The 23,112-nt window shown below is 23.7% G+C and carries 21 protein-coding genes and 1 pseudogene; 8 read left to right on the top strand and 14 right to left on the bottom strand.

Annotation, left to right across the window (positions count from 1 at the left end):
• Window positions 1-32: 32 nt before the first annotated feature.
• The 6 genes from ACI2WJ_RS00775 to ACI2WJ_RS00750 form a co-directional block, all read right to left on the bottom strand.
• A complete protein-coding gene (locus tag ACI2WJ_RS00775) occupies window positions 33-536 on the bottom strand; it encodes a Pycsar system effector family protein (protein WP_342265886.1) in 504 nt (167 codons plus the stop codon).
• Between the two features lie 867 nt (window positions 537-1,403).
• A complete protein-coding gene (locus ACI2WJ_RS00770; RefSeq protein ID WP_339040091.1) occupies window positions 1,404-1,880 on the bottom strand; it encodes a hypothetical protein in 477 nt (158 codons plus the stop codon).
• Between the two features lie 155 nt (window positions 1,881-2,035).
• Window positions 2,036-2,773: an Abi family protein gene (locus tag ACI2WJ_RS00765; RefSeq protein WP_400254528.1), complete on the bottom strand. Its 738-nt coding sequence runs from the start codon at window positions 2,771-2,773 to the stop codon at window positions 2,036-2,038.
• A gap of 21 nt (window positions 2,774-2,794) precedes the next feature.
• The gene (locus ACI2WJ_RS00760; protein ID WP_338956634.1) at window positions 2,795-4,708 is read right to left on the bottom strand and encodes a hypothetical protein; all 1,914 of its coding nucleotides are present in this window, start codon (window positions 4,706-4,708) and stop codon (window positions 2,795-2,797) included.
• Window positions 4,709-4,864: 156 nt separating this feature from the next.
• Entirely contained in the window at window positions 4,865-5,794 is a 930-nt protein-coding gene (locus ACI2WJ_RS00755; protein WP_400254527.1) for a pseudouridine synthase, read from the bottom strand.
• An 11-nt stretch (window positions 5,795-5,805) separates the two neighbouring features.
• Window positions 5,806-6,882 (bottom strand): CPBP family intramembrane glutamic endopeptidase, encoded by a 1,077-nt coding sequence (locus tag ACI2WJ_RS00750; RefSeq protein ID WP_338979487.1) that lies wholly within the window; start codon window positions 6,880-6,882, stop codon window positions 5,806-5,808.
• A gap of 185 nt (window positions 6,883-7,067) precedes the next feature.
• On the opposite strand from ACI2WJ_RS00750, the gene ACI2WJ_RS00745 reads away from it, so the two are divergent.
• Window positions 7,068-7,760: a superoxide dismutase gene (locus ACI2WJ_RS00745; protein ID WP_339040089.1), complete on the top strand. Its 693-nt coding sequence runs from the start codon at window positions 7,068-7,070 to the stop codon at window positions 7,758-7,760.
• A 61-nt stretch (window positions 7,761-7,821) separates the two neighbouring features.
• Here the strand turns inward: ACI2WJ_RS00745 and ACI2WJ_RS00740 are convergent, their stop codons facing one another.
• The gene (locus tag ACI2WJ_RS00740; RefSeq protein ID WP_252319187.1) at window positions 7,822-8,058 is read right to left on the bottom strand and encodes a hypothetical protein; all 237 of its coding nucleotides are present in this window, start codon (window positions 8,056-8,058) and stop codon (window positions 7,822-7,824) included.
• 345 nt (window positions 8,059-8,403) lie between these two features.
• Between ACI2WJ_RS00740 and ligA the strand changes: the two genes are divergently transcribed.
• From ligA to gatB, 4 genes are read left to right on the top strand one after another with little or no spacing between them, the layout of a single operon-like run.
• On the top strand, window positions 8,404-10,419 hold the full coding sequence (ligA, locus tag ACI2WJ_RS00735) for an NAD-dependent DNA ligase LigA (RefSeq protein WP_400254526.1): 2,016 nt from the start codon (window positions 8,404-8,406) through the stop codon (window positions 10,417-10,419).
• Entirely contained in the window at window positions 10,412-10,726 is a 315-nt protein-coding gene (gene gatC / locus ACI2WJ_RS00730) for an Asp-tRNA(Asn)/Glu-tRNA(Gln) amidotransferase subunit GatC (RefSeq protein WP_338959780.1), read from the top strand. The genes ligA and gatC overlap by 8 nt, the downstream gene beginning before the upstream one ends.
• Window positions 10,716-12,188, top strand: coding sequence for an amidase family protein (locus tag ACI2WJ_RS00725; RefSeq protein ID WP_252319184.1), 1,473 nt, complete (start codon window positions 10,716-10,718; stop codon window positions 12,186-12,188). Before gatC ends, ACI2WJ_RS00725 begins: the two co-directional genes overlap by 11 nt.
• Window positions 12,181-13,620 (top strand): Asp-tRNA(Asn)/Glu-tRNA(Gln) amidotransferase subunit GatB, encoded by a 1,440-nt coding sequence (gatB, locus tag ACI2WJ_RS00720; protein WP_338959774.1) that lies wholly within the window; start codon window positions 12,181-12,183, stop codon window positions 13,618-13,620. Before ACI2WJ_RS00725 ends, gatB begins: the two co-directional genes overlap by 8 nt.
• A gap of 201 nt (window positions 13,621-13,821) precedes the next feature.
• Here the strand turns inward: gatB and ACI2WJ_RS00715 are convergent, their stop codons facing one another.
• Complete coding sequence (locus ACI2WJ_RS00715) at window positions 13,822-14,199, bottom strand: hypothetical protein (protein WP_338959772.1); 378 nt, start codon at window positions 14,197-14,199, stop codon at window positions 13,822-13,824.
• 440 nt (window positions 14,200-14,639) lie between these two features.
• On the bottom strand, window positions 14,640-15,761 hold the full coding sequence (locus tag ACI2WJ_RS00710) for an Mbov_0401 family ICE element transposase-like protein (protein ID WP_400254525.1): 1,122 nt from the start codon (window positions 15,759-15,761) through the stop codon (window positions 14,640-14,642).
• A 373-nt stretch (window positions 15,762-16,134) separates the two neighbouring features.
• On the opposite strand from ACI2WJ_RS00710, the gene ACI2WJ_RS00705 reads away from it, so the two are divergent.
• Entirely contained in the window at window positions 16,135-17,373 is a 1,239-nt protein-coding gene (locus ACI2WJ_RS00705; protein WP_400255219.1) for an IS256 family transposase, read from the top strand.
• 136 nt (window positions 17,374-17,509) lie between these two features.
• Here ACI2WJ_RS00705 and ACI2WJ_RS00700 read toward each other — a convergent pair whose 3' ends face one another.
• The 4 genes from ACI2WJ_RS00700 to ACI2WJ_RS00685 all read right to left on the bottom strand — a co-directional run bounded on the left by ACI2WJ_RS00700 (window position 17,510) and on the right by ACI2WJ_RS00685 (window position 20,471).
• Window positions 17,510-17,749, bottom strand: a complete 240-nt coding sequence (locus ACI2WJ_RS00700) for a hypothetical protein (RefSeq protein ID WP_400254524.1) — start codon at window positions 17,747-17,749, stop codon at window positions 17,510-17,512.
• A gap of 163 nt (window positions 17,750-17,912) precedes the next feature.
• The gene (locus ACI2WJ_RS00695) at window positions 17,913-18,761 is read right to left on the bottom strand and encodes an energy-coupling factor transporter transmembrane component T family protein (RefSeq protein ID WP_281748540.1); all 849 of its coding nucleotides are present in this window, start codon (window positions 18,759-18,761) and stop codon (window positions 17,913-17,915) included.
• Between the two features lie 13 nt (window positions 18,762-18,774).
• Entirely contained in the window at window positions 18,775-19,653 is an 879-nt protein-coding gene (locus ACI2WJ_RS00690) for an energy-coupling factor transporter ATPase (RefSeq protein WP_400254523.1), read from the bottom strand.
• Window positions 19,629-20,471 (bottom strand): energy-coupling factor transporter ATPase, encoded by an 843-nt coding sequence (locus tag ACI2WJ_RS00685; protein ID WP_252320168.1) that lies wholly within the window; start codon window positions 20,469-20,471, stop codon window positions 19,629-19,631. The genes ACI2WJ_RS00690 and ACI2WJ_RS00685 overlap by 25 nt, the downstream gene beginning before the upstream one ends.
• 377 nt (window positions 20,472-20,848) lie before the next feature.
• Between ACI2WJ_RS00685 and ACI2WJ_RS00680 the strand changes: the two are divergent.
• Window positions 20,849-21,115 (top strand): annotated as a pseudogene (locus tag ACI2WJ_RS00680) (transposase); the annotation flags it as partial.
• Window positions 21,116-21,256: 141 nt separating this feature from the next.
• A complete protein-coding gene (locus tag ACI2WJ_RS00675; protein ID WP_400255218.1) occupies window positions 21,257-22,495 on the top strand; it encodes an IS256 family transposase in 1,239 nt (412 codons plus the stop codon).
• Between the two features lie 407 nt (window positions 22,496-22,902).
• Here the strand turns inward: ACI2WJ_RS00675 and ACI2WJ_RS00670 are convergent, their stop codons facing one another.
• Entirely contained in the window at window positions 22,903-23,100 is a 198-nt protein-coding gene (locus ACI2WJ_RS00670; protein WP_400254522.1) for a hypothetical protein, read from the bottom strand.
• Window positions 23,101-23,112: the final 12 nt, after the last annotated feature.

The following is a 23,112-nucleotide window of genomic DNA, read 5'->3' as shown; positions in this document are numbered from 1 at the left end:
ATAGTCTTTTTTATTAATTTTTCTAGTTTATTTTATATAAACATATAAAGTAAAAGTGAAATAACTATTGAAAGCGTTGATAAAATTAAAAATAAAATACCTAAAACTAACATTTTATGTTTTTTACAAGCTATAATAGAATTAATTTGAATTCGTTTCAATAAGTCAGTTTCTTGATCTTGTAAAATTATTTCTTTAATACTATCAGGTTTCATTTTTTGTAAATCTTTATAATAAAGAGTATAATCATTTTTTCTTATTTTATTAAGTTTTTTAGGTGTACTTCTTGGAAAAATTGTTAAAATAAAAAATAAAAATGCTAAACATAAAAACACTACATATAAAAGTACAAAAGTAAATAAAAAACATGTTTTAATTGTTATATTACAATTTTCAATATTTTTAAATATTGGTATTCAACCAAAAGACAGTCCTAACAGAGCACCGGCAATAGCTGATAATATGCTAGCCTTTCCATCAAATCTTTCTATTTGTTTTTTAATTTCATTTAGTAAATTAACTTCATTGTCATTCATTAGTTAAAATTCCTTTTTATTAGTTATTGATTTAAATAAAAAATAAATTAAATTAATAATTAAATTTTATTTTTTTTAATTTCTATTTCTTTAAGCTACATTTAAATTTTTAAGTGTAACTAAAAACAACAACTATTCTTATCTTTGAAATTATTTTTATCAAGTTTATTTTTAATTTTGTTTTATAAAACATTATGATGATTTTTTGCAAACTTTGATAATTATTATTAACTATTAATAAAAAACTATCTAAAAAATAGTTTTTGGTTTTTTCAAACTAAGATTATTTTTATGGTTTTTGATAAGAAAATTTTTAAACATTAGAATGTTTTATAAAAGCATATTCAATTAAATTAATATTTGACTGTAAGTTATTATTAATTATAAAATTACATTAATATTTTAATATTGTTAATAAAAATTGACTTTAATTATAAATTAACTTTTGTTAATATTTTTAAATACTATTTTGATAATAATTTAAAACATTAATAATTAATATATTTAAATATATTTAACACTAATTCTTTTACCATTTAACTCCAGAGATAGTATAACGTTTTTATTTTTTATGTTCAACTATCAATATCAAATTATATTTTGATAAGTTTATTCTTTTTATTAATTTAATATTATATTTTATATAAAAAAAACAAAATTATTAATTATTTACAACATACTATCAAATAAACAATTAAGTATTTCTAATTATTTTTATAACTTAAAATATCCTATTTAAATAAATTTTAAATAGGATAATAGTAATTTTTATAATTCTTTTTTTAATAAAATATTTAAATATTTAAGCCATTTTCTTTAATGTTTTTTTATTATTTTCTAATATTTTAAGTTTATAAATATAATTAATTATAAAGAAATATTATTTTTTTCAATAACGGAAGTAGATACTGTATCTTCTTTATTGATATCTAATACTACTGTTGCAGAAAAACTTTTTGTAACTGATTGACTATTTCTTTCAATAAATTGATCAAGCGCCTTTTGTACTTCTGATATTTTTAACAAACTTGCATATAATTGTTCAGCATTACCTTTCAATAATAAACAATTTAAAAAACCCTTTTGTATATTATCTGTGATTTTCATTTTATTTAAATTAAAAATTGTATTAAGTAATATACTATTTTCAGTTTTTTCAATAGTTGGAGCAAAATAATTAGATATACCTTTATATTTTACTTCTAAGTTTTTATAAAAATGATTCATTATCTGAAAAAGATTTTTTTTACTAATAATTTCTTCGGGAAATAACTCTTTTAATAAATCAAGTCGTTTTAATTCTGTAATATTTAAATCTTTTTTTTCATTATACTCTGATTTCATTTTTTTCCTACTTTCTTCAAGTTTCATTAATTCTAAATAAAATAAACCATTGTCATTTAAAAATGACAATGGTTTATTTTACACTAGTAATTAATTGATATAATTATAATATACTTATTAAATTAAATCTACTAAAATTTAATAATTTTTCTATACTAAGTATGGATTATACTTTGATTATCTTCCTTAACACAATCATGAATTTTAACATCATAACTATTAAATAAATTTTCATAATCAACATTAAATGGCACTAGTAATTGGTTTTTACTAGAAAAACGAGTAATTAATAAGTGCAAATAATGATGATCATTATTGGCATTTAAAGTTTGTTCATAATAAGCGAACCGTTCTTTATACTTAAATTGATTTGCTAATACTTTAAAATTATGTGATAAATAATTACGAACATCTTTAATATACTCTAACTGTTCTAATAAAATTTTACTATCATTAAATTCTTTGATACCAAAATAATGAGCAATCTTAGCGATACTTTTATCATTTAAAGTTTGTAATAATTTCATTGTTCATTCAAATGACATAACTTCTATTAAACTGCGTATTGTTCGTGATTTTAAAACACCACTTCTATTATATTTATTATAACCAGCACGAATCAAACGTAAAGCTGTTTTCATTTGAGCTAGGTGTTCTGGATTAAGAAAAGTAGCATTATCTAAATTTTGAACATTATCATTAAAAAGTTGATGTAATAAAGCATTTTTTAAAGAATTTTCAATCATTAAAATATGTTTTAAATACAATAAACGTAAATCAATGTTTAATAAAAATAAATCTTTAAGTTGATGTTGAGGATAATTACGCTTTAATAATTCTAAATATTTTTCTTCAACAATATTTTCTGCAAATCATTCTTCATTTAATAACATGTAATTCACTCCTTAAATAAACTAACCTCTAATTTTATAAATACCAACGCGAATAGAAGAATTTTCAGATTCTTTTGTTTCACTTTTAATATCTACTTCTTTTTTTCTTCGTAACAACTCTTGTTCAATAAAGTCATCAACGTTCATATTGGTACTTTGATAAGTAGCAGTTCAATCAAATGTTTTATTAGTAAAGTTATTTTTAGGTTTATTACTATCTTTAAAAAATTCTTGTACTTCTTGATTCATAAATGCTTTTTGCTTACGTTTACGTGAAAATAAATTAGTAAAGAATTTCTTAAAATTAAAAATTGATCAAAACTGACGAAAATTAATAGTCATTGCTAAACCAAAAATTAAAATTGATGAATATAATAATGAATAACCGATAACTCGTAATACAAAACTATAATCTGTGAAATTATATGTTGGTGGATATTTATCAAAGAAATAAAGACATCCAAATAATGTTACTGCTAAAATTGGAATAATTAACACTAAAGTATTTTGAATAATAAAACGTAAATCACTATTATACGTCAAATGTTTTCAAACATAAACTCAGATTGAAATTAAACGATAAACTCAACCAATACAACTTGATAAAAGAATCATATATAAACTTAATGATAAATATTGATAACTTTGATGTTTTCAACCTAAATTTGATAGTATTCAACCCAAAATAACACCTAAAACAAGATTTATTATTGATTGAATATATGAACCTCAAATTGTTTCTTTGTGTTTTACAGTAGCATTTACAATAACTTTTCCTGGTTCGGTTGCCACTTGAATTGTATTTTTTAAAGATAAAAGTAAAATAAATCATGGTTGTGACAAAAATAAATTAATAAAAAGATTTTTTGAAGAATCAAAATTACCATCAGAATTATTAATATTTGTAATACTTAAAGCAGACACTAAATATTGAGTAATAATAAATTGATTAATAAATAAAAAACCAGCAATCATATAAGCATATAACTCAAATTTAGTATACACAGTTCATCTAATTCGTCCACTTTTGGCAATTCAATATCCAAAAACTTCGCGAAAAGAACTAATTAAAATTAAAGCAATTGAGCGCATTGTTGTGGCAATAATAATATAAATAGTGTAAATTGATGTTGTTGTCAGTGATAAAAATAAAGTAATTAAAATAATATCAATGTTAGAAATAATCATGTCAGGTAAACGATTCAGGGCTACTCATCATGATTGTTTTAGCATCCTTTTTTGTTGTGTTCATTTTTTATGTTGTAATCATGGATATTCAATTTTAATAACGATAAAAGTAACAAATGCTTTTAATACACCACAAACAAAATAAGCAAAAAAAGGAATATACATATCTATTGGTTTACCATCAGATTTTCTAATAACTAATAACGTCATTAGTAAAATATACATAATAATCTCTGAAAAAATAAAAATTAAACGATTTAAATAACCTTTTTGATCAGCTTGAATTAAATTTTGATAAGCACCACTAAAATAAAAAAAGATTAATTCACGTGATCCTAAAGAAATAATAATAAGTGCTACTTGTCAAAAAGGAATTTCCATATCTAAACCAATTTCTGGTAAATGAACACTAGCTAATCCTAAAATAAAACCAGCACTGACAAGAATAATTAAATATATTCTTCCTGAATGATGATAATTTTTTCTTGTCGTATTAATAATATCGTTGACGGTTTCATAATCATCATTTTGTAAAGGACGATATAAAGAAAAAATGGTAATTAAACCAAGTCCTCCTTCTGTCAAACTAAGGTAAGTCAAAAAAGAAATAATAACACGAATTAAACCATTAATTTTTTCACCGTATGCTAAACCAGTAACATAAAGAAAAGTTAACTGTAAAATAGAGATAACAATTGTCATGATAACACCAACAATTGTATTAAAAATACCTTTTTTAGTTGTCATTACTTCACCCAATCTATATAAATAAAATTAATTTTGTTTTTTACTTAAATATGTTAACAACCCAAAATTAAAAGTTCAATATTATTAATCACTATTAAAAATAAAAAAAATAGCAAAAAAATAAAAATGTAATCTATATATTAGTATAGATTAATTTTATCATTTTTCTTTTTTAATCTGTTTAATTAAATCTGTTTTTAAATCTTTTATTATAAAATTTTGATCATTCAAATAAGTAAATGGTTCTTCTAAATCATTAAATGACAAATAATAAGCAAATAATGCAATTTTATTAGGAGTAACTATTGTTGACCCATACTTAGTGTCACCAACAATTGGTAAATTTAAAAATTGTAAAGTACTACGAATTTGATGTTTTCTACCAGTAACTAATTGACACTCAACTAAAGTAAAGTCTTTAGTATTAAATATTGGTGTAAAGATGGTGCTACAACTTTTACTTTGTTCACTTGGTTCAATTGAAAATTTCATCTTCATTGTTAACTCATCATGAGTAATATAACCAGAAATATTTAAATTTTTAGTTAATTGGCCAGAACAAATAGCCAAATATTTTTTAATAATTTGACCATTTTTGGTAGCATTATGAAGTGCGTTTTGTGTCATTTTATTTTTTGGATAAATAATTAAACCCTTAGTTAGTTTATCTAAACGATACTGATGACTAATATTAAATGTTTGCTCACGTTTCTTCTTCGGGTATTTTTGTTGTAAATAATATTTTACCATGTTATCTAAGCAAGAACCATATGGTTGATGGACAACAATATTATGATCTTTATTAACAATTAAAAAATTATCATCTTCATAAAACAATTCAATTGGTACTTCTTTAGTAATTTTTTCTGGTTTATAGTTAACAACTAAATTACTTTCATAAATGACTACTAAATCATTTTCTTGTAAGCGATATTTAAAATCAGTAGTAGTTTTATTATTAACTCTGATTTTTTTTGTTCTAAATAAACGATAAATTTTTGAGAGTGGTAGTGTTTTAAATACTTTTTTTAAATAATTAATTAAAGTTTGATCAGCATCATTGGCAGTAATTGTTAGGGTAGTCATAATTTCTCCTTTTAATTTTTATTAATAAAACCAGAAATAGTTGCAATTAGATTAGAAAAAGCATGTAAACCAATAGTATATGTAGTATTACCGCGTGTCATTATAAATAATAAGGGTAATATAATACTAAATCCTAAATAACCAATAATATTATTTCAATCACCACTATCCATAACATGCATTGATGGGAAATAAATTAACGAAGCAGCATATGCTAACCAACGATAACGAACAATGGTAAAAGTACCATGACGATATGATATTTCTTCATTAATTGGAGCAATAAAAATAGTACTAAGAACTAAAACAAAAATGCCATATGGACTATTCATTAATAAGTTTAAAACATCTTGATTTTTTGAAGTATTATTACTTGTTAACATATTAAATTCACTAAATTTAGGAATTATGTTGAAAATAATATTTAAAATAGTACCAATAACAGCAAAAATGGTAACTCAAGTTATTAAATCTAATTTTGCTTCTTTTAAAGTAGTAATAATTCTCTCACGTAATGATCTACAAAATATTAATACTAAAATTGATCCTAACATTTGAAATAACTGTTGAATTAAAAATGTAGTAGCAAGCGAAGTTACATCATCATCTTTACCACTAATAACTTTTGTTGCAATAAAAAATAAAAGAACAAATACTACACTAATAAAACCAAATACACTATGACTATAAGCAGCCCACCCACCTTTTTTAATCATAGTTTCTCAATCAATACCAAGTGAAACAACTAACCCAAAAATTGGCAATAAACTAAAAATAAAAAGACTAAGAAATGAACTTTGACTAGTATCTTTTACAGCATAAGTTTTGATTAAACTATAAAGAATTGGAATTATAATAAAAGATATAAGATAAATTATTGTTAGAGTCCAACTGGCTGTTTTGAAATTAAAGTTATTGGTGTCATCACAACTAAGTGATTTTGAAGTAAATTTATCAATAAATGACTGTTTTTGTTCATTTTTTTCTAAATTATTACTATTAATATTATCAGTTTGGTTTACATTAATTCTACGTATGATATCATTGTTGTGAGAAACATTAATTTGATTAGATTTTTTATTAAACATGTATAAGTACTGCACGAAAACTTTCACCCTTTGTTAGTAAAATTATTATTTAATATTAATTTTTAGTATAACATATAGTGAGAAATCTTGTAATATAATAAACTTGTAATTTTACATTAATTTATTATAATGTAATGCAATATTTATATGTGAAGAGTTTAAAAAGAAAAGGAGGATAGAAAAGAATGCCTAAATACAAGATTAATATTATCGATTTACCATATAATTATGATGCTTTAGAACCTTATATTTCACAAGAAACAATGAAACATCATTATGAAGAACTTCATAAGAAATATTTAACTTCTTTAAAATTAGTGATGGATAAACATCCGAAAGTTTTTTCTGATTATAATCTTGAAACTAAAGGGGAACTAAATCGTTTATTAAGTAATTATTGTAAATTAGAAGATATATGTGAGGATAAAGAAACTTGTAATGTAAAAAAATTACAAAGTAGCATTCGACAATTTGGTGGGGGAGTAATTAATCATAATCTTTTCTTTTCACTATTGGGGAAAAATAAAGGTTTTAATGAAAAATCAGCTATTGGTAAAGCAATAATTAATCGCTTTGAATCTTATGAAAAATTTGAAGCTGCTTTAACAAAAACTGCCATAGATATTTTTGGAAGTGGTTGAGCATGATTAGTAATTGACAATAATGGTACATTAAGACTATGCAAAACTTTTAATCAAGACAATCCATGATTCTTGAATATGTATCCATTGATCGCTATTGATGTATGAGAACATGCACATTATCTACAATATAAAAACGAACAAGAGAAATACTTACAAGCATTATTAAAAGTTATCAATTGAGAACAAGTAAATAACAATTATCAAGAGTATTTAAATGAAAAAACTAAAAAATAAGTAAAAAAGAACTCAATTGAGTTCTTTTTTTATAATATTATTAATATTAATCTAATCTAAATTATTTTTTAGAAGAATTTTTCGAAGAAATAGCAGCAATTCTAGTTTTTTCAATTTCTGCTTTTTTTTCTATTTTAATTTTTTCAACATGCTTTTTAAAACCACATCGATTACAATTCAATTGAATATTTTTTGCTTCTAAAAATTCGGCAATTAAAATAACCCTACCACATCGATGACAAGCAAAAGCATTTTCTGGCTTTTGTGCTAAACGAACAGATGCATATGTATCTTTCATAACTTACTCCTAACTCATATAAAATTAAAGTAATTATTTTTAGTTTTAATACTATACTTAAAACTTATCAAAGGTTAATATTAAAAAATGTGTCTAGTTATATATAAAAAAACCTTTAAGTCAAAATAAACTTAACAGAAGTTTAAAAACTAAATACTTAATTAGCCATTATTTTTTAATACTAATTTTATTATAATCATTTTTTTTAAAAAATGTATATTATTATTTATTTATTTTATTTATATTACTAAATTATACTTTTATAAAACAATATTACAATTAAAGTAATAATTCATTTATAATTAATTATGTCTTATTAACAAACCAATTAGGGGAGAAAGTAATATGAGTAACAAAAATAATGATATTAAAAATGAAATAATACAATTAAGAAACCAAATTAAACAATGAAATTATGAATATCATGTTTTAGATAAACCTACTGTTAGTGACGAACTTTATGATAGCACCTATCATAGATTAATAAAATTAGAAGAACAATATCCCCAATTTAATAGTAATGATTCTCCAACTAAAACTGTTGGTAATAAACCACTTAATTCTTTAACAAAAATTTTTCACCAACAACCAATGCTAAGTTTGGGTAATGCCTTTAACTATGAAGATTTACTAAAATTTGATCAACAAATTAAAAAAACATTATCAGAAAATAACATTGAATATGTTTGTGAGCTAAAAATTGATGGTCTATCAATTTCTATAACTTATGAAAAAGGAAAAATAAAAACTGCTGCTACCAGAGGTGATGGTATTGCTGGTGAAGACATTACCAATAATATTTTGACAATTAAAACAATACCAAAAACAATACCAATTAATTCTAAATTAGAAGTAAGAGGAGAAATATATTTAAGTAAAGAAGAATTTAATCGCATTAATGAAAAACAACAACAACAAAACTTACCACTCTTTGCTAATCCTCGCAATGCTGCAGCTGGTACTATTCGCCAACTTGATATTAATATTGTTAATTCAAGAAAATTAGATGGTTTTCTTTACTATTATATTAATGCTACTAATGATAATATTAAAACCCATGAACAAGCATTATTTACCTTACAAAAATATGGTTTCAAAATTAATGAACAATGACAGTTATGTAAAAATATTGAAGAAGTATGAACTTATATTCAAAAATATGAAAAGTTAAGAAATACATTACCATATGAAATTGATGGTATTGTCATTAAAATTAATGATCTAACCAGTTATGATATGTTAGGAAGAACTAATAAGGCACCAAAATGAGCAATAGCTTATAAATTTCCTGCTGTTACTAGTGTTACTAAGCTTTTAGATATATTTCCAACTGTTGGTAGAACAGGAAAAATAACCTATAATGCTAGATTACAACCAGTGATAATTGCTGGTACTACCGTTACTTTTGCCACACTTCATAATGGTGATTATATTATTAATCGTGATTTACGTATTAATGATTTAGTAAGTGTTAAAAAAGCGGGTGATATTATTCCAGAAGTAATTGCCCCAATTATTAGTAATCGTCAAATAAACAATATTATTTTTAAAAAAGCTATCCATTGTCCAGTGTGTAAAACAAAATTGGAACAAGTTCCGCCAGAAGTTGATCAATTTTGCATTAATAGTGATTGTACATCACGAATTCTTAAATCATTAATGCACTTCTGTTCAAGAAATGCTATGGATATTATTGGTTTAAATGAAAAAATATTATTACGTTTTTTAGATTTAAAATGAATTAAAACTATTAGTGATATTTACAATTTAGTTAATTTACGAAAAGAAATACTATCATTACCACGTTTTGGTGAAAAATCTTTCACTAATCTTGCTAATTCAATTATTCTATCAAAACAAAATTCCTTAGAAAGACTTTTATTCGGTTTGGGAATTCGCCATGTTGGCCAAAAAACAGCAATTATTCTTGCAAAAAAATATTTAACTTTAAATAACTTAATGGAAGCAACCTTTGATGATCTAGCTAATACTAATGAAATTGGTCCAACAATTGCTACTAGTGTTATTGATTATTTCCTTAATCCTACTAATCAACAACTAATTACTAACTTGCAAAACTTTAAACTTAACTTTAATTATTTACAAAAAAACCAATCACAAGTATTGAATGGTAAAACTTTTGTCTTAACAGGAACTTTAACTAAAAGTCGTAACGAATTCATTCAATTATTAAATAACTATGGTGCTAAAATTACCAATACTATTAGTAATAATACTTCTTATTTAATTGTTGGAGAAAATCCAGGAAATAAATTAGCACAAGCACGCAAACTTAATGTTAAAATTATTAATGAAGAGCAATTACAAAATTTATTGAAAGAGGTAGCAAAAAATGGATAAAATTGAAAAGAAAATGACAACAAAAATGCTACATGAATTTGCTAACGAACTTATGTTCAATTTAAGCGAAGAACAATGTGAAAATCTTTTACTAGAATTTAAAGCTATTGAAAAACAAATGGAAATTGTGACAAATATTAATACAAATGATATTGAACCTTTAAATTACCCATTTCCTATTATTAATAATTTATTACGTTCCGATAATGTTGGAACTCATTTAACATCTAAAACTGTTTTAAATATTGCTCCAGAAGTTGAAAATAATTACATTAGTATTAATCAGGTGATTAATCATGAAAATTAATTACCACCAACTTTCAATTCGTCAACTTCATGAATTATTAAAAACAAAAATACTTACTCCAGATCAATTAACTAAATTAGTATACAAACGATTAGAACAATTCAAAAAATTAAATGCTGTTGTTACTTCACTGGAACAAAATGCCATTAAACAAACAAAATCAATTACTGAACAAGAAATTAATGATAATTTATTAGCAGCAATTCCATTTGTAATGAAAGATAATATTGCTACTATTAATTTCTTAACAACAGGTTCATCAAAAATTCTTGCTAATTTTATTCCTAATTATGACAGTACTGTTAATATGTTATTAACAAATAATAAAGCCATTAATATAGCTAAAACTGCTCTTGATGAACTAGGAATGGGTGGAGATGGTTTATATGCAGCTACTGGTCATGTCTTAAACCCTTGGAATTTAAAACATATCACTGGTGGTAGTTCTAGTGGCAGTGCAGCTTTAGTCGCTGCTGGAATTGTACCATTTGCTTTAGGAACAGATACTGGTGATTCAATACGTAAACCTGCCGCTTATTGTGGTATTGTTGGTTTTAAACCAACATATGGTTTAATTTCAAGAAATGGTGTTTTTCCTTATGCTCCAAGTTTAGACACAGTTGGTATATTTACTAATCATGTCGAAGATATTGCCATTGTCTTGGATAGTATTGCTTTATTTGATGAACAAGACTTTACTAGTGTTCAAAGTAAAGAAAAAGATTATACTCAAAACTTAAATCAAAATATAGAAGGTAAAAATATTGCTATTTTAAATTATAATGATTATCAGTGAAATGATATAGTTAAATCTAGTTTTGATGAAGCAATAAAGCATTTAACTGATGGTGGTGCAAAAGTTCAACAAATTGAATTTAATAAAGAATTATTACAATCTTTATTACCAGTTTATATGATTATTTCTTTTGCTGAAGCAACTAGTTGCCACGCAAATCTAACTGGTATTAATTTTGGTGTTCGTAAAAATGGTAAAAATTATCAAGAAGTTATGACAAATTCACGAACATTTGGTTTCGGTGATATGGTAAAACGCAGATACATTATTGGTGCATATGCTTTATCTGAAAATCATCAAGAAGAATTATTTAACAAAGCTAAAAAAGTAAGAAGATTAATTGTTGAACATTTAAATACTATCTTTAAAAAATATGATGCTTTCATTATTATGCCAAATATTAATCCAGCTCCAAAAATTAAAGATGTATTAGAACAAAAAAAAGTTATTAAAAGTGAACATGATTATTTAGAAGACTTACTACTACTTTCTAATTTAAATGGTGGACCAAGCATTAATATTCCATTAACTACTGTTAATGGTTTACCGATTGGTTTTAATATTAATGGTGCACCTTTCAATGATCAAGTTATATTGAATATTGCTTCATTTTTAAGTAAAAAAATTAATTTTAATAATAAACTACTAGGTGATGATCATGAATAATAAATATGATGTTGTAATGGGTATTGAAATCCACTGTGAATTAAAAACTAAAACTAAATGTTTTTCCAACGCCGCCAATACTTTTGGTCAAAAACCAAATACTCAAATTAATGCCATTGATTGCGGATATCCAGGAACATTACCAACAGTTAATCAAGCTGTTATTATAATGGCAATTCAAACATGTACTGCTTTAAAAATGAATATTGATCCACTCTTACGTTTTGATCGAAAAAGTTATTTTTATCCCGATTTACCTAAAGGTTATCAAATCACACAATTTTTTCATCCAATTGGCACAAATGGTGAATTACCAATAGTTGTAAATAATGAAGAATTTATTGTTAGTTTTGAACGCTTACATATTGAAGAAGATACAGCAAAACAAATTCATAATAATAAAAAAACATTATTAGACTATAATCGAGCGGGAATTCCCTTATTGGAAATTGTTACTAAGCCAATTTTTAACACAAGTGAACAAGTAGTAGCATATATTAATACTCTACGTCAATTATTAATTCATTTACAAGTTAGTGATGCTAAAATGAATGAAGGCTCATTACGATGTGATATTAATATATCGGTAAAACCACATGGTAGTGATATTTTAGGTACCAAAGTTGAAATTAAAAACTTAAATTCTACACATAATATTACTTTAGCAATAAATGATGAAATTAATCGTCAAACTAATATTTTAAATAAAAAACAAAAAATTAATCTTGAAACTAGAAGATTTGATGAAAAAACTAATAAAACCGTTAGCATGCGTAGCAAAGAAAATAAAATTGATTATAAATATTTTCCTGAACCAAATATTTTTCCAATTCAACTAGATGAAAAATGAATCAAAATGATTGCTAAAAATCTTCCTGAATTGCCTAAAGAAATAATGGAAAGATTAAAAAAACAATATAATCTACCAACAAAAGATATTAATTTATTAATTGACAAAGTAGAAATATTAACTATTTTTGAACAAACAGTTGCCATTAATAATTTAGCATTACCTACCTTTAATTATTTAGTAGGTCCTGTGCAAGCTTATTGTAATACTAATAACACTACTATTAAAAACAGCGAACTTACTGCTAATAATCTATCACAATTAGTTAGTCTGGTTTATGAGCAAAAAATTAATGATAAACAAAGTAAACAGTTATTAAATGCAATTATGATTAATAGTGAAAAAAGCCCTACCGATCTTATTAGAACATTAGGTATTACTTTAGTAAGTGATAGTAATGATTTAGAAAAAATATTAATCACAATTTTAAAAGCAAATGAAAACATGATTACTATTTATAAAGTCAATCCAGAAAAAGCAATGAAATTTTTTATGGGTCAATTAATGAAACTAACTAAAGGACAAGCAAATCCACAAGTTTCTAAAGAAATATTAAAAAAATTGATTGAAAACTATAATTAGTTTCAATCAATTTTTAATTAAGAATTTTTATATTATACTTTGAATATTTTTATTATCAATTTTATATACTAATATTTTATTTAAAATCTACATTTTCAATTAAATTTCCTTAAATTACTAAATCATCATTTGTCTTATTAACAATTAATGAATATTTTAATAAAATATTTATTTTTATTCTTTTAAGTAACTTTCTTAATTTTAATTAAAATTACTTGTTGGTCTTAAAAATTGTAATGACATTGTTAAATTATTAACTAATGTTTTATTTGTCAATTCTGGTTTATTTAATTGGATAGTTATTGTTTGATTATTAATATTTCTTTGATTCAAATTTGATTCATTATTTTTTTGTTGTAATGTTTGCATTTGAACATGTAATTCATATTGCTTAATTTCTAAATTAGTAATTTGTTTTTCTAAAGATGCTATTTTAAAATTTGCTTTTTTTGGTATTTCTAAAAGAACTTTAAAATTAGTAAGTTTATTATTTTGATAATCAGCTTTTAATTCTTTTTCTAATTTATCTTTAATATCTTTAATATTTTCTTTTAATTTTGTCTTTTGATTTTCTATCAAGATATTTTTTTGTTTTAACTTCTGCTGTTGTTTTTGTAAAATTTTATGTCCCTATCAAAAATTTCTTTTCATAAAAGTTTTATTTTACTATTTAAAGTTAGTAAATCGCTTTCTGTTTCTATCAATTTACTATTAAAATAAGATCTAAATCTTAATACTTTCAATAAAATTTTCTTTAAATGTTTTGGGAGATTGTCAAAAATCCGGAATAAATTAAATCGTTGTAGTCTTATTATAAATTTAGACAAGAAATAATTTGGATTTTTATGAAATTGTAAATTTATCTTACTACTAATTTAAAAATATTACAATTAAAATACTCAATTTTATAAATTATAAAAACATTTTAATAATTTAATTAACATAAATATATAACAAAAATTCTTATTAACTTTTAATTTAATAAGTTTTTTTAATTTTTTATTTTAAAATAAGTAAAATTATGTTTTTAAATTTATTTGATTACATTTAAAAATAACCATTTTTATATAAATAAAAATACTATATGTTCTATTAACAATCATTTCTTTTAAAACATGTCAAATATTTGTTTCAGTAAAACAACCAATATTTCATTTTGCACCTTGATTAACAATACCTTTTTTATTATTTTTAAAATATTGTTTTTTTAACTTTTTATGATTATCTAATTCTTTATATAAATAATCAATTAATTGTTCATATTGACCATTATTAATGAAATCTTTACAATTATTATATTCACTTCAATATTTTCCTTTATTTCCCGCCATTATACCAAGATATAATGTTCTAATTAAATGGAATTTATCTAAAACAAACTCAGCACCAAGATAATCTGCTACATCTTTAATTCATCCAGCACTATCTCCACAAATAATTATTTTTGCTTGTTCAACATTTTCATAAAATTTTTGACAATGTTCTTTAACAAATTCAGCAGTTTTTTTAACTCCAATTGCTGTTCTTGTTGGTCTAATAATTGCTTTTACTCTTTTATTTTGTACTTTATGATTAATATTATCTGTATATGTTGTTATTAATCTCATAGAGTGTTTTATATCTTTACGTTTAAAATCTCAAAACTTTCAATGTCCATCATCAATTGCTACAAAAATAGGTTGATTTTTTTCTAATTTTACTTTTACTGGATTTGCTTCAATTACTTCTAAATTTTTAAAAACTCTATGAACAGTACTAACACTAATACCTGCTTTTTTACAAATAGCACAAATATCATGATATCTTTTTCCATCAGCAAAATATTCAATAATAGTTTGTTCAACATCTTCACCAATTCTTTTATATTTAGGTAATTCTAGTCATTCATCAACTAAACAAACACGAACTCATTTTTGTAATTTTTCATCAAAATATTCATAAATTCTTCTTTTATAAGTTACTAATCCATACATTATTTTTCTTGTTCGATATTGATAATCAACAATTTTATATTTCTTTTTATCTCTTGTATTTTTTATTCTTCAATCTCATTTTTCTCATTTTTTTGTTATATGTTCTAAAACTAATTTATCAATTTTTGCACTTTGTTCTCTAAAATTTCATTTATAATTAAAATTCACATTTACTTCTCCTAACTATTTTAAAAAAATCTAAATTTATTGTAAATATATTTAAAAAATTAATTTACTTAATTATTATATAAATATATAAGTGTTATTTTAAATAAAATAAAAAATATTTAAAAAACCACTTTCATATTTAAAATATAACAAACAATTTCAATATAATTAATAGTATAGGTATCAAAAAATAAAAACCTTTAATTTAGGCGTTATTTTGCTTTTAAAAGCATACTTGTAAAAATAATCAAAAATAGTACAATTTAAAAGTAAAAAATCAGTAATGTTTAGTAATCTGTGTAACTTACAAAAATAACTATGTTTAATTAATTCTAGTAAATATAATTAAATGACTAGAAAGAGTGAGTTACAGATGGCTAAAAAAGATAACTTTAATAATAATGATCCAATATCAAAAGCAGTAGATTTATTATTAGAAAATACTGAAGATTTAACAACAGTTTTTAAAGAAGGGGGTTTATATAAAGAATTAACAAAACGTTTAGTTGAAAAAATGTTGAATTCTGAGATGCAAAATTATTTAGGATATGAAAAAAATCAACATAGTAATAGTGACAATGCTCGTAATGGTATAAGTTCAAAAAAATTAATAACTCAACAAGGTAAAATTGAGATTGATGTACCACGAGATCGTAATAGTAATTTTACTCCTGTAATAGTGCCAAAAAGACAGAGAAGATTTGATGGTTTTGATCAACAAGTTCTTTCCTTATATGCAAAAGGTATGACATTATCAGATATTAGAATGCAGTTACAAGAGTTATATCAGGGTGCTGATATTAGTGAAAGTATTATTAGTCAAATTACTGATGATGTGATTGATGATGTCAAAGCATGACAAAATAGACCATTAGAAGGCATTTATCCTATTGTTTATTTTGATTGTATAGTAGTTAAAGTACGACAAGATAAACGCATTATTAACAAATCAGTTTATATAGCTTTAGGAGTTGATTTAGAAGGTAAAAAAGATGTTTTAGGTTTATGAATTAGTGAAAATGAAGGTGCTAAATTTTGATTAGCAAATTTAACAGAAATGAAAAATCGTGGCTTAAATGATATTCTTATTGCCTGCAGTGATAATTTAACAGGCATGTCAGAAGCAATACAATCAGTTTATCTTAAAACAGAACATCAATTATGCATAGTTCATCAAATTAGAAATAGTTTGAAATATGTCTCATATAAGCATAGAAAATCTCTAGTTGCAGATTTAAAACCAATTTATACTGCATGTAGTGAAGAACAAGCAATGCAGGCTTTAGAATCCTTTGAAAATAAGTGAAATAAACACTATCCTCAAATTGCTAAATCTTGATATAAAAATTGAGATAATTTAATGGTTTTTATTAGTTATCCTGCAGAAATTAAAAGAGTGATTTATACAACAAATGCTATTGAATCTGTAAATAGTCAATTACGAAAAATTATCAGAAATAAAAAAGTTTTTCCTAATGATATGGCAGTTTTTAAAATATTTTATTTAGCAATTGAAAATATAACAAAAAAATGAACAATGCCCATTCAAAATTGAAATACAGCAATTGCTCATTTTATGATAAAATTTGAAGATAGAATTAATCTAAACTAGTACTTTGTAAAACAAAGATACACAGATTACATAAAAGCCTCGGTATTTCTTTGAAATCAAACAAAAATAAATAATTATTCTAAAATAAGAAATATTACTAGTATTCTTAGTTAAATAAATAAAACTTATAAAAATATTAATTTTCTTTTTTTCTATTTTTATGTCTTTTATTTTTGTGTTTTTTACTTTTTTTAATAAGTTTATTTTCTTTTTTTAATTTTTCTTCTTCAGCTCTTTTACATTCTTCTTGTAAATTTTTTGCCTTTTCTAATTTTCTTTCTTCTTCATTTTGTTTTATTCTTTCTTGGATTTCTTTTTCAATACGTTTCTGATTTTCTTCAAAATCTCTTCTTTCAAATTTTCATTCTCTAGACATACTTAATTTCTCCTCTTTTAAAAAAATAAAAAACCCATATACTTTAAAATAAGACAACGGGTTAAAAACTATATTAAGTTTATAAAATTATTATACTTAAGAAAAATATAATTACAAATATTTTCTAAATATATAAATAAAAATTTAATTATTTTTTTATATATTATTGTGAATAATAATCATCAATAAATGGAATTCTTCAAAATATTTCTGGATGATAAGTATAAGATATAAGAAATGCTAACAATCCTACACCAATAATAAAGAAAAATATATCTTTAAAATCAATATGGTATTGACGAAAACGTGTTCTTTTACCTTGCGGATCATAACCCCTTGAATCCATAGCGTATGCTAAATCTTCTGCTTTTTGAAATGAAGAAACTAATAAAGGAATAATTAATGATACTAACGATTTAACTTTTTCTTTAAAATGACCATTCTTTAAATCTACACCACGTGATGCTTGCGCTTTTAAAATTCTGCCCGCTTCATCTAATAATGTAGGAATTGAACGAAGAGCAATAGAAATAATCATTGAAATAATATGTACTGGAAATTTAATTAATTTTAGTGGTAACATTAAATCTTCTAATGCTAATGTTAAATCTAATGGTTGAGTTGTGGTTGTTAAAATTGTTGTAATTAAAATCATTAAATAAATTCTAAGAGCAATATAAATACTAACAAATATAGCTTTATACGATACTTTAATACCATGCCAACGTCAAATCATTCCAACATTAGGGCCATCAGTTAAAAAACAGTTAATTATAAATAAAATAAATGCCATAAATAAAATGGGGCGCATTAATTTTAATAACATCATAAAAGGTAATTTTGCACAAAAGAAAATTGTTATGACAGTAAAACCAATAAGAGCGTAACCTTCAAAACCAGTATGAAAAAAAAGTGAAGCAATTAAACAAATTAAAACTAGTAATTTAATTCTTGGATCTACACGATGAATGATTGAATTTAAAGGTAAATAACGACCAAAACTAACTTTCATTATTTATTACTCCTTACTTTTTATTGCTATTTTTTTTGGATAATATTTTTGACAACTGGTCAATTAATTCTGAATCACTTCTAGCAGTAATTTTTGATGTATCAAATCCTGCTGCTTCTAATTTATATAAAAAACTATAAATTTTTGGTGGCTCAATTCCGGTTTCGGTAATTAATTTTTTATCTCTAAAAATAGTAATTGGATCTGCTTTTTTATAAATCTGTGTATTATGTAATACAATAACTTCATCAGCAACCATTAGTACATGATTCATATTATGAGTTACTAAAATAATAGTTTTATTTTCTTTATGATTTAAATCATAAAATAAATTAATTAATTCTTTTTCACCATCGGGATCAAGTCCTGCTGTTGGTTCATCTAAAATTAAAGTATGACCTTGTAATGCCAAAATACCAGCAATAGCAACTCTTCGTTTTTGACCACCAGACAAATCAAATGGACTTCTTGATAAGTATGTTTCGTTTAATCCAACCAAATTAATATATTTTTTTGCTAACTCTCGTGCTTTATCTTTTTTCTCACCAAAATTAACTGGTCCAAACATAATATCTCGTTCAATAGTTTCTTCAAATAACTGATATTCGGGAAATTGAAAAACTAAGCCAATTTGTTTACGTATTTTTTTAATATCACGAATTTTTTTTTGATTAGCCTTAATAATAAAATCATTAATAGCAACTGAACCTGCCATTGGAACTAATAAACCATTAATATGTTGAATCATAGTTGATTTACCACTGCCAGTTTCACCAATAATAGCAACTATTTTTTGTTCAACAATTTCAATAGTAATATCTTTTAATGCTTGATATTGATAAGGGGTTTTTGGAGAATAAGTATAACTTACTTCTTTGAATTTAATTGACATAAGCTAGAAATCAGCTCCTCTTCACTTAATGTTTCATTAATATTAATTCCCTTATTTTTTAAACCTAACGATACTTTTAAAACAAAAGGAATATCTAAATGAATACTTTGTAAAAACTCTCATTCTTTTAATATTTCAGATGGAGTTCCATAACGAACTAATTTACCTTTATTCATAACAATAATTTTATCGGCATTAATAATTTCATCCATATCATGAGTAATAGAAATAATAGTTTTATTGCGTTGTTCTTGTAATTTTAACATAATTTCTTTAACTTCTCGTTTACCTTTTGGATCAAGCATACTAGTTGCCTCATCAAAAATAATAATATCAGGTTCTAAAGCTAAAACTGAAGCAATAGCTACACGTTGTTTTTGACCACCAGATAATCATAGTGGTTCATGATCTAAATATTTTTCCATACCCACTGCCCTAGAAACTCTGTCAATAATTGCTGGCATATCACTGGGCTCAACTAAATGATTTTCCAAGCCAAAAGCAATATCATCACGAACAGTTGAACCTATAAATTGGTTATCAGGATTTTGAAAAACAATACCTAAGTGACGACGTAATTGTTTAATGTTTTTATTAGTAATTGTTTCACCAAATAATTGAATTGTACCTTTTTGTTTGTGTAAAACACCAATAATAATTTTTGAAAGTGTTGACTTACCACTACCATTATGACCAATTATAGTAATATATTCACCATGATTAATATCAAAACTAACATTATCAACAGCGTTATTGTATTCTGGTTTATAACGAAATTCAACATTTTTTAAACTTAATGAAATTTTAGATTTACTCATATTACTTCTAACTCCATTTTAAATATTATGCTAGTAAAATTATAACAGTAATTTTATATATATCAATTTATAATTTATAAAAATTATAAAAAAAGAAAAAAATGAACAATATCTGTTCAAAATTGAAGTTAAATTATTGTTCATTTTCTAATAAAATTTAGTTTATAAATTAAAGTTATATAAATTTCAGTAATGTTTAGTAATCTGTGTAACTTAGAACCTGTTTAAAATCTTTTTTGATTAATTTTTAATAAGAAGAACATTATGATAGTTATTTTATAATAAAAAATAGATTTTTAGTCGATAAGTCATCAAATGATAAAATCTTTTAGAGAAATAGGGTAAAATGATTATATATTTTAAGATAAGAGGTATATATGCGTAAAAATTATCCTAGTAATGTTAGCAAAGAGCAATTTGAAAATATAAAATCAATTTTAGAAAATACTAAAAAGAGAACTAAACCAAGAAGCTTAGATTTATATGAAGTATTTTGTGCAGTTTTATATGTATTAAAAAGTGGTTGTCAATGAAGAATGTTACCAAAAGATTTTCCAAAATGACAAATTGTATATTATTATTTTCAAGTTTGAAGTAAAAATAATGGTAAAGAACCTAGTGTATTACAATTAGTTTTAAAAAAAATTAAATACTAGCTTACAAATGGTTGTTCTTGCCTTTATTTCAATTTTATTGAAAAGATTTTAAACAGGTTCTTACAAAAATAACTATGTTTAATTAATTCTAGTAAATATAATTAAATGACTAGAAAGAGTGAGTTACAGATGGCTAAAAAAGATAACTTTAATAATAATGATCCAATATCAAAAGCAGTAGATTTATTATTAGAAAATACTGAAGATTTAACAACAGTTTTTAAAGAAGGGGGTTTATATAAAGAATTAACAAAACGTTTAGTTGAAAAAATGTTGAATTCTGAGATGCAAAATTATTTAGGATATGAAAAAAATCAACATAGTAATAGTGACAATGCTCGTAATGGTATAAGTTCAAAAAAATTAATAACTCAACAAGGTAAAATTGAGATTGATGTACCACGAGATCGTAATAGTAATTTTACTCCTGTAATAGTGCCAAAAAGACAGAGAAGATTTGATGGTTTTGATCAACAAGTTCTTTCCTTATATGCAAAAGGTATGACATTATCAGATATTAGAATGCAGTTACAAGAGTTATATCATGGTGCTGATATTAGTGAAAGTGTTATTAGTCAAATTACTGATGATGTGATTGATGATGTCAAAGCATGACAAAATAGATCATTAGAAGGCATTTATCCCATTGTTTATTTTGATTGTATAGTAGTTAAAGTACGACAAGATAAACGCATTATTAACAAATCAGTTTATATAGCTTTAGGTGTTGATTTAGAAGGTAAAAAAGATGTTTTAGGTTTATGAATTAGTGAAAATGAAGGCGCTAAATTTTGATTAGCAAATTTCACAGAAATGAAAAATCGTGGCTTAAATGATATTCTTATTGCTTGTAGTGACAACTTAACAGGCATGTCAGAAGCAATACAATCAGTTTATCCTAAAACTGAACATCAATTATGTATAGTTCATCAAATCTGAAATAGTTTAAAATATGTTTCATACAAACATCGAAAATCACTAGTTACAGATTTAAAGCCAATTTATAATGCATGTAGTGAAGAACAAGCAATGCAAGCTTTAGAATCATTTGAAAGTAAATGAAATAAACACTATCCTCAAATTGCTAAATCTTGATATAAAAATTGAGATAATTTAATGATTTTTATTAGTTATCCTCCAGAAATCAAAAGAGTGATTTATACTACAAATTCTATTGAATCTGTTAATAGTCAATTACGAAAAGTCATCAGAAATAAAAAAGTTTTTCCAAATGATATGGCAGTTTTCAAAATATTTTACTTAGCAATTGAAAATATAACAAAAAAATGAACAATGCCCATTCAAAATTGAAATACAGCAATTGCTCATTTTATGATAAAATTTGAAGACAGAATTAATCTGAACTAGTACTTTGCAAAACAAAGATACACAGATTATTAAAAAGCCTCGCAAGGTTGGTTAAATAAAGAATAGAATTAATACAATAGGTCCCTACAACAGAGGTCTATATATACTAGTTTCCAATCCGCTCCCACCCCAAGGATTACCATTTCTGGTTAGTATATTTTATTAGGTATCACTCCACTTTTTATTTATTCATGCAAGTCCACATGCTCTAGCTACTATTTTTAACAACTGTGTTGTAGTTCACTGTTTTAGTTCCCTAACACGTGTTGATAATAGCGTTAAAGACGGTTATTAAAAATTTTAAAATTTTACAATTACAAAAAAAAGACAAGATTTTTATTCTCGTCTTTTGTCATTTATTTTTAATTTAAGGGTTTAAAAAAGAAAGGAGCTATTTTTAAAACTTTTTAGTTATTGACATCTTCGACACGCTCCCAAAGTTTAACTTCTTCTTTTTCTGGTTCTTTTTTCTCTTCAGATTCAGTTTCTTTTTCAGTATTTTCTTCTGATTTTACTTCTTCTTTAGTTTTTTCTTGTTCTTCATCTTTTTTTTCTTTTTCTTCCATAGTATTACCTTCTTTCATTTCATTTTCATTATTTAACATAATTACCACCAC

This window comes from Spiroplasma endosymbiont of Cleonymus obscurus, assembly GCF_964273375.1.
GTDB lineage: Bacteria > Bacillota_I > Bacilli_A > Mycoplasmatales > VBWQ01 > Spiroplasma_E.
This window is presented reverse-complemented; position numbering and strand designations above follow the sequence as displayed.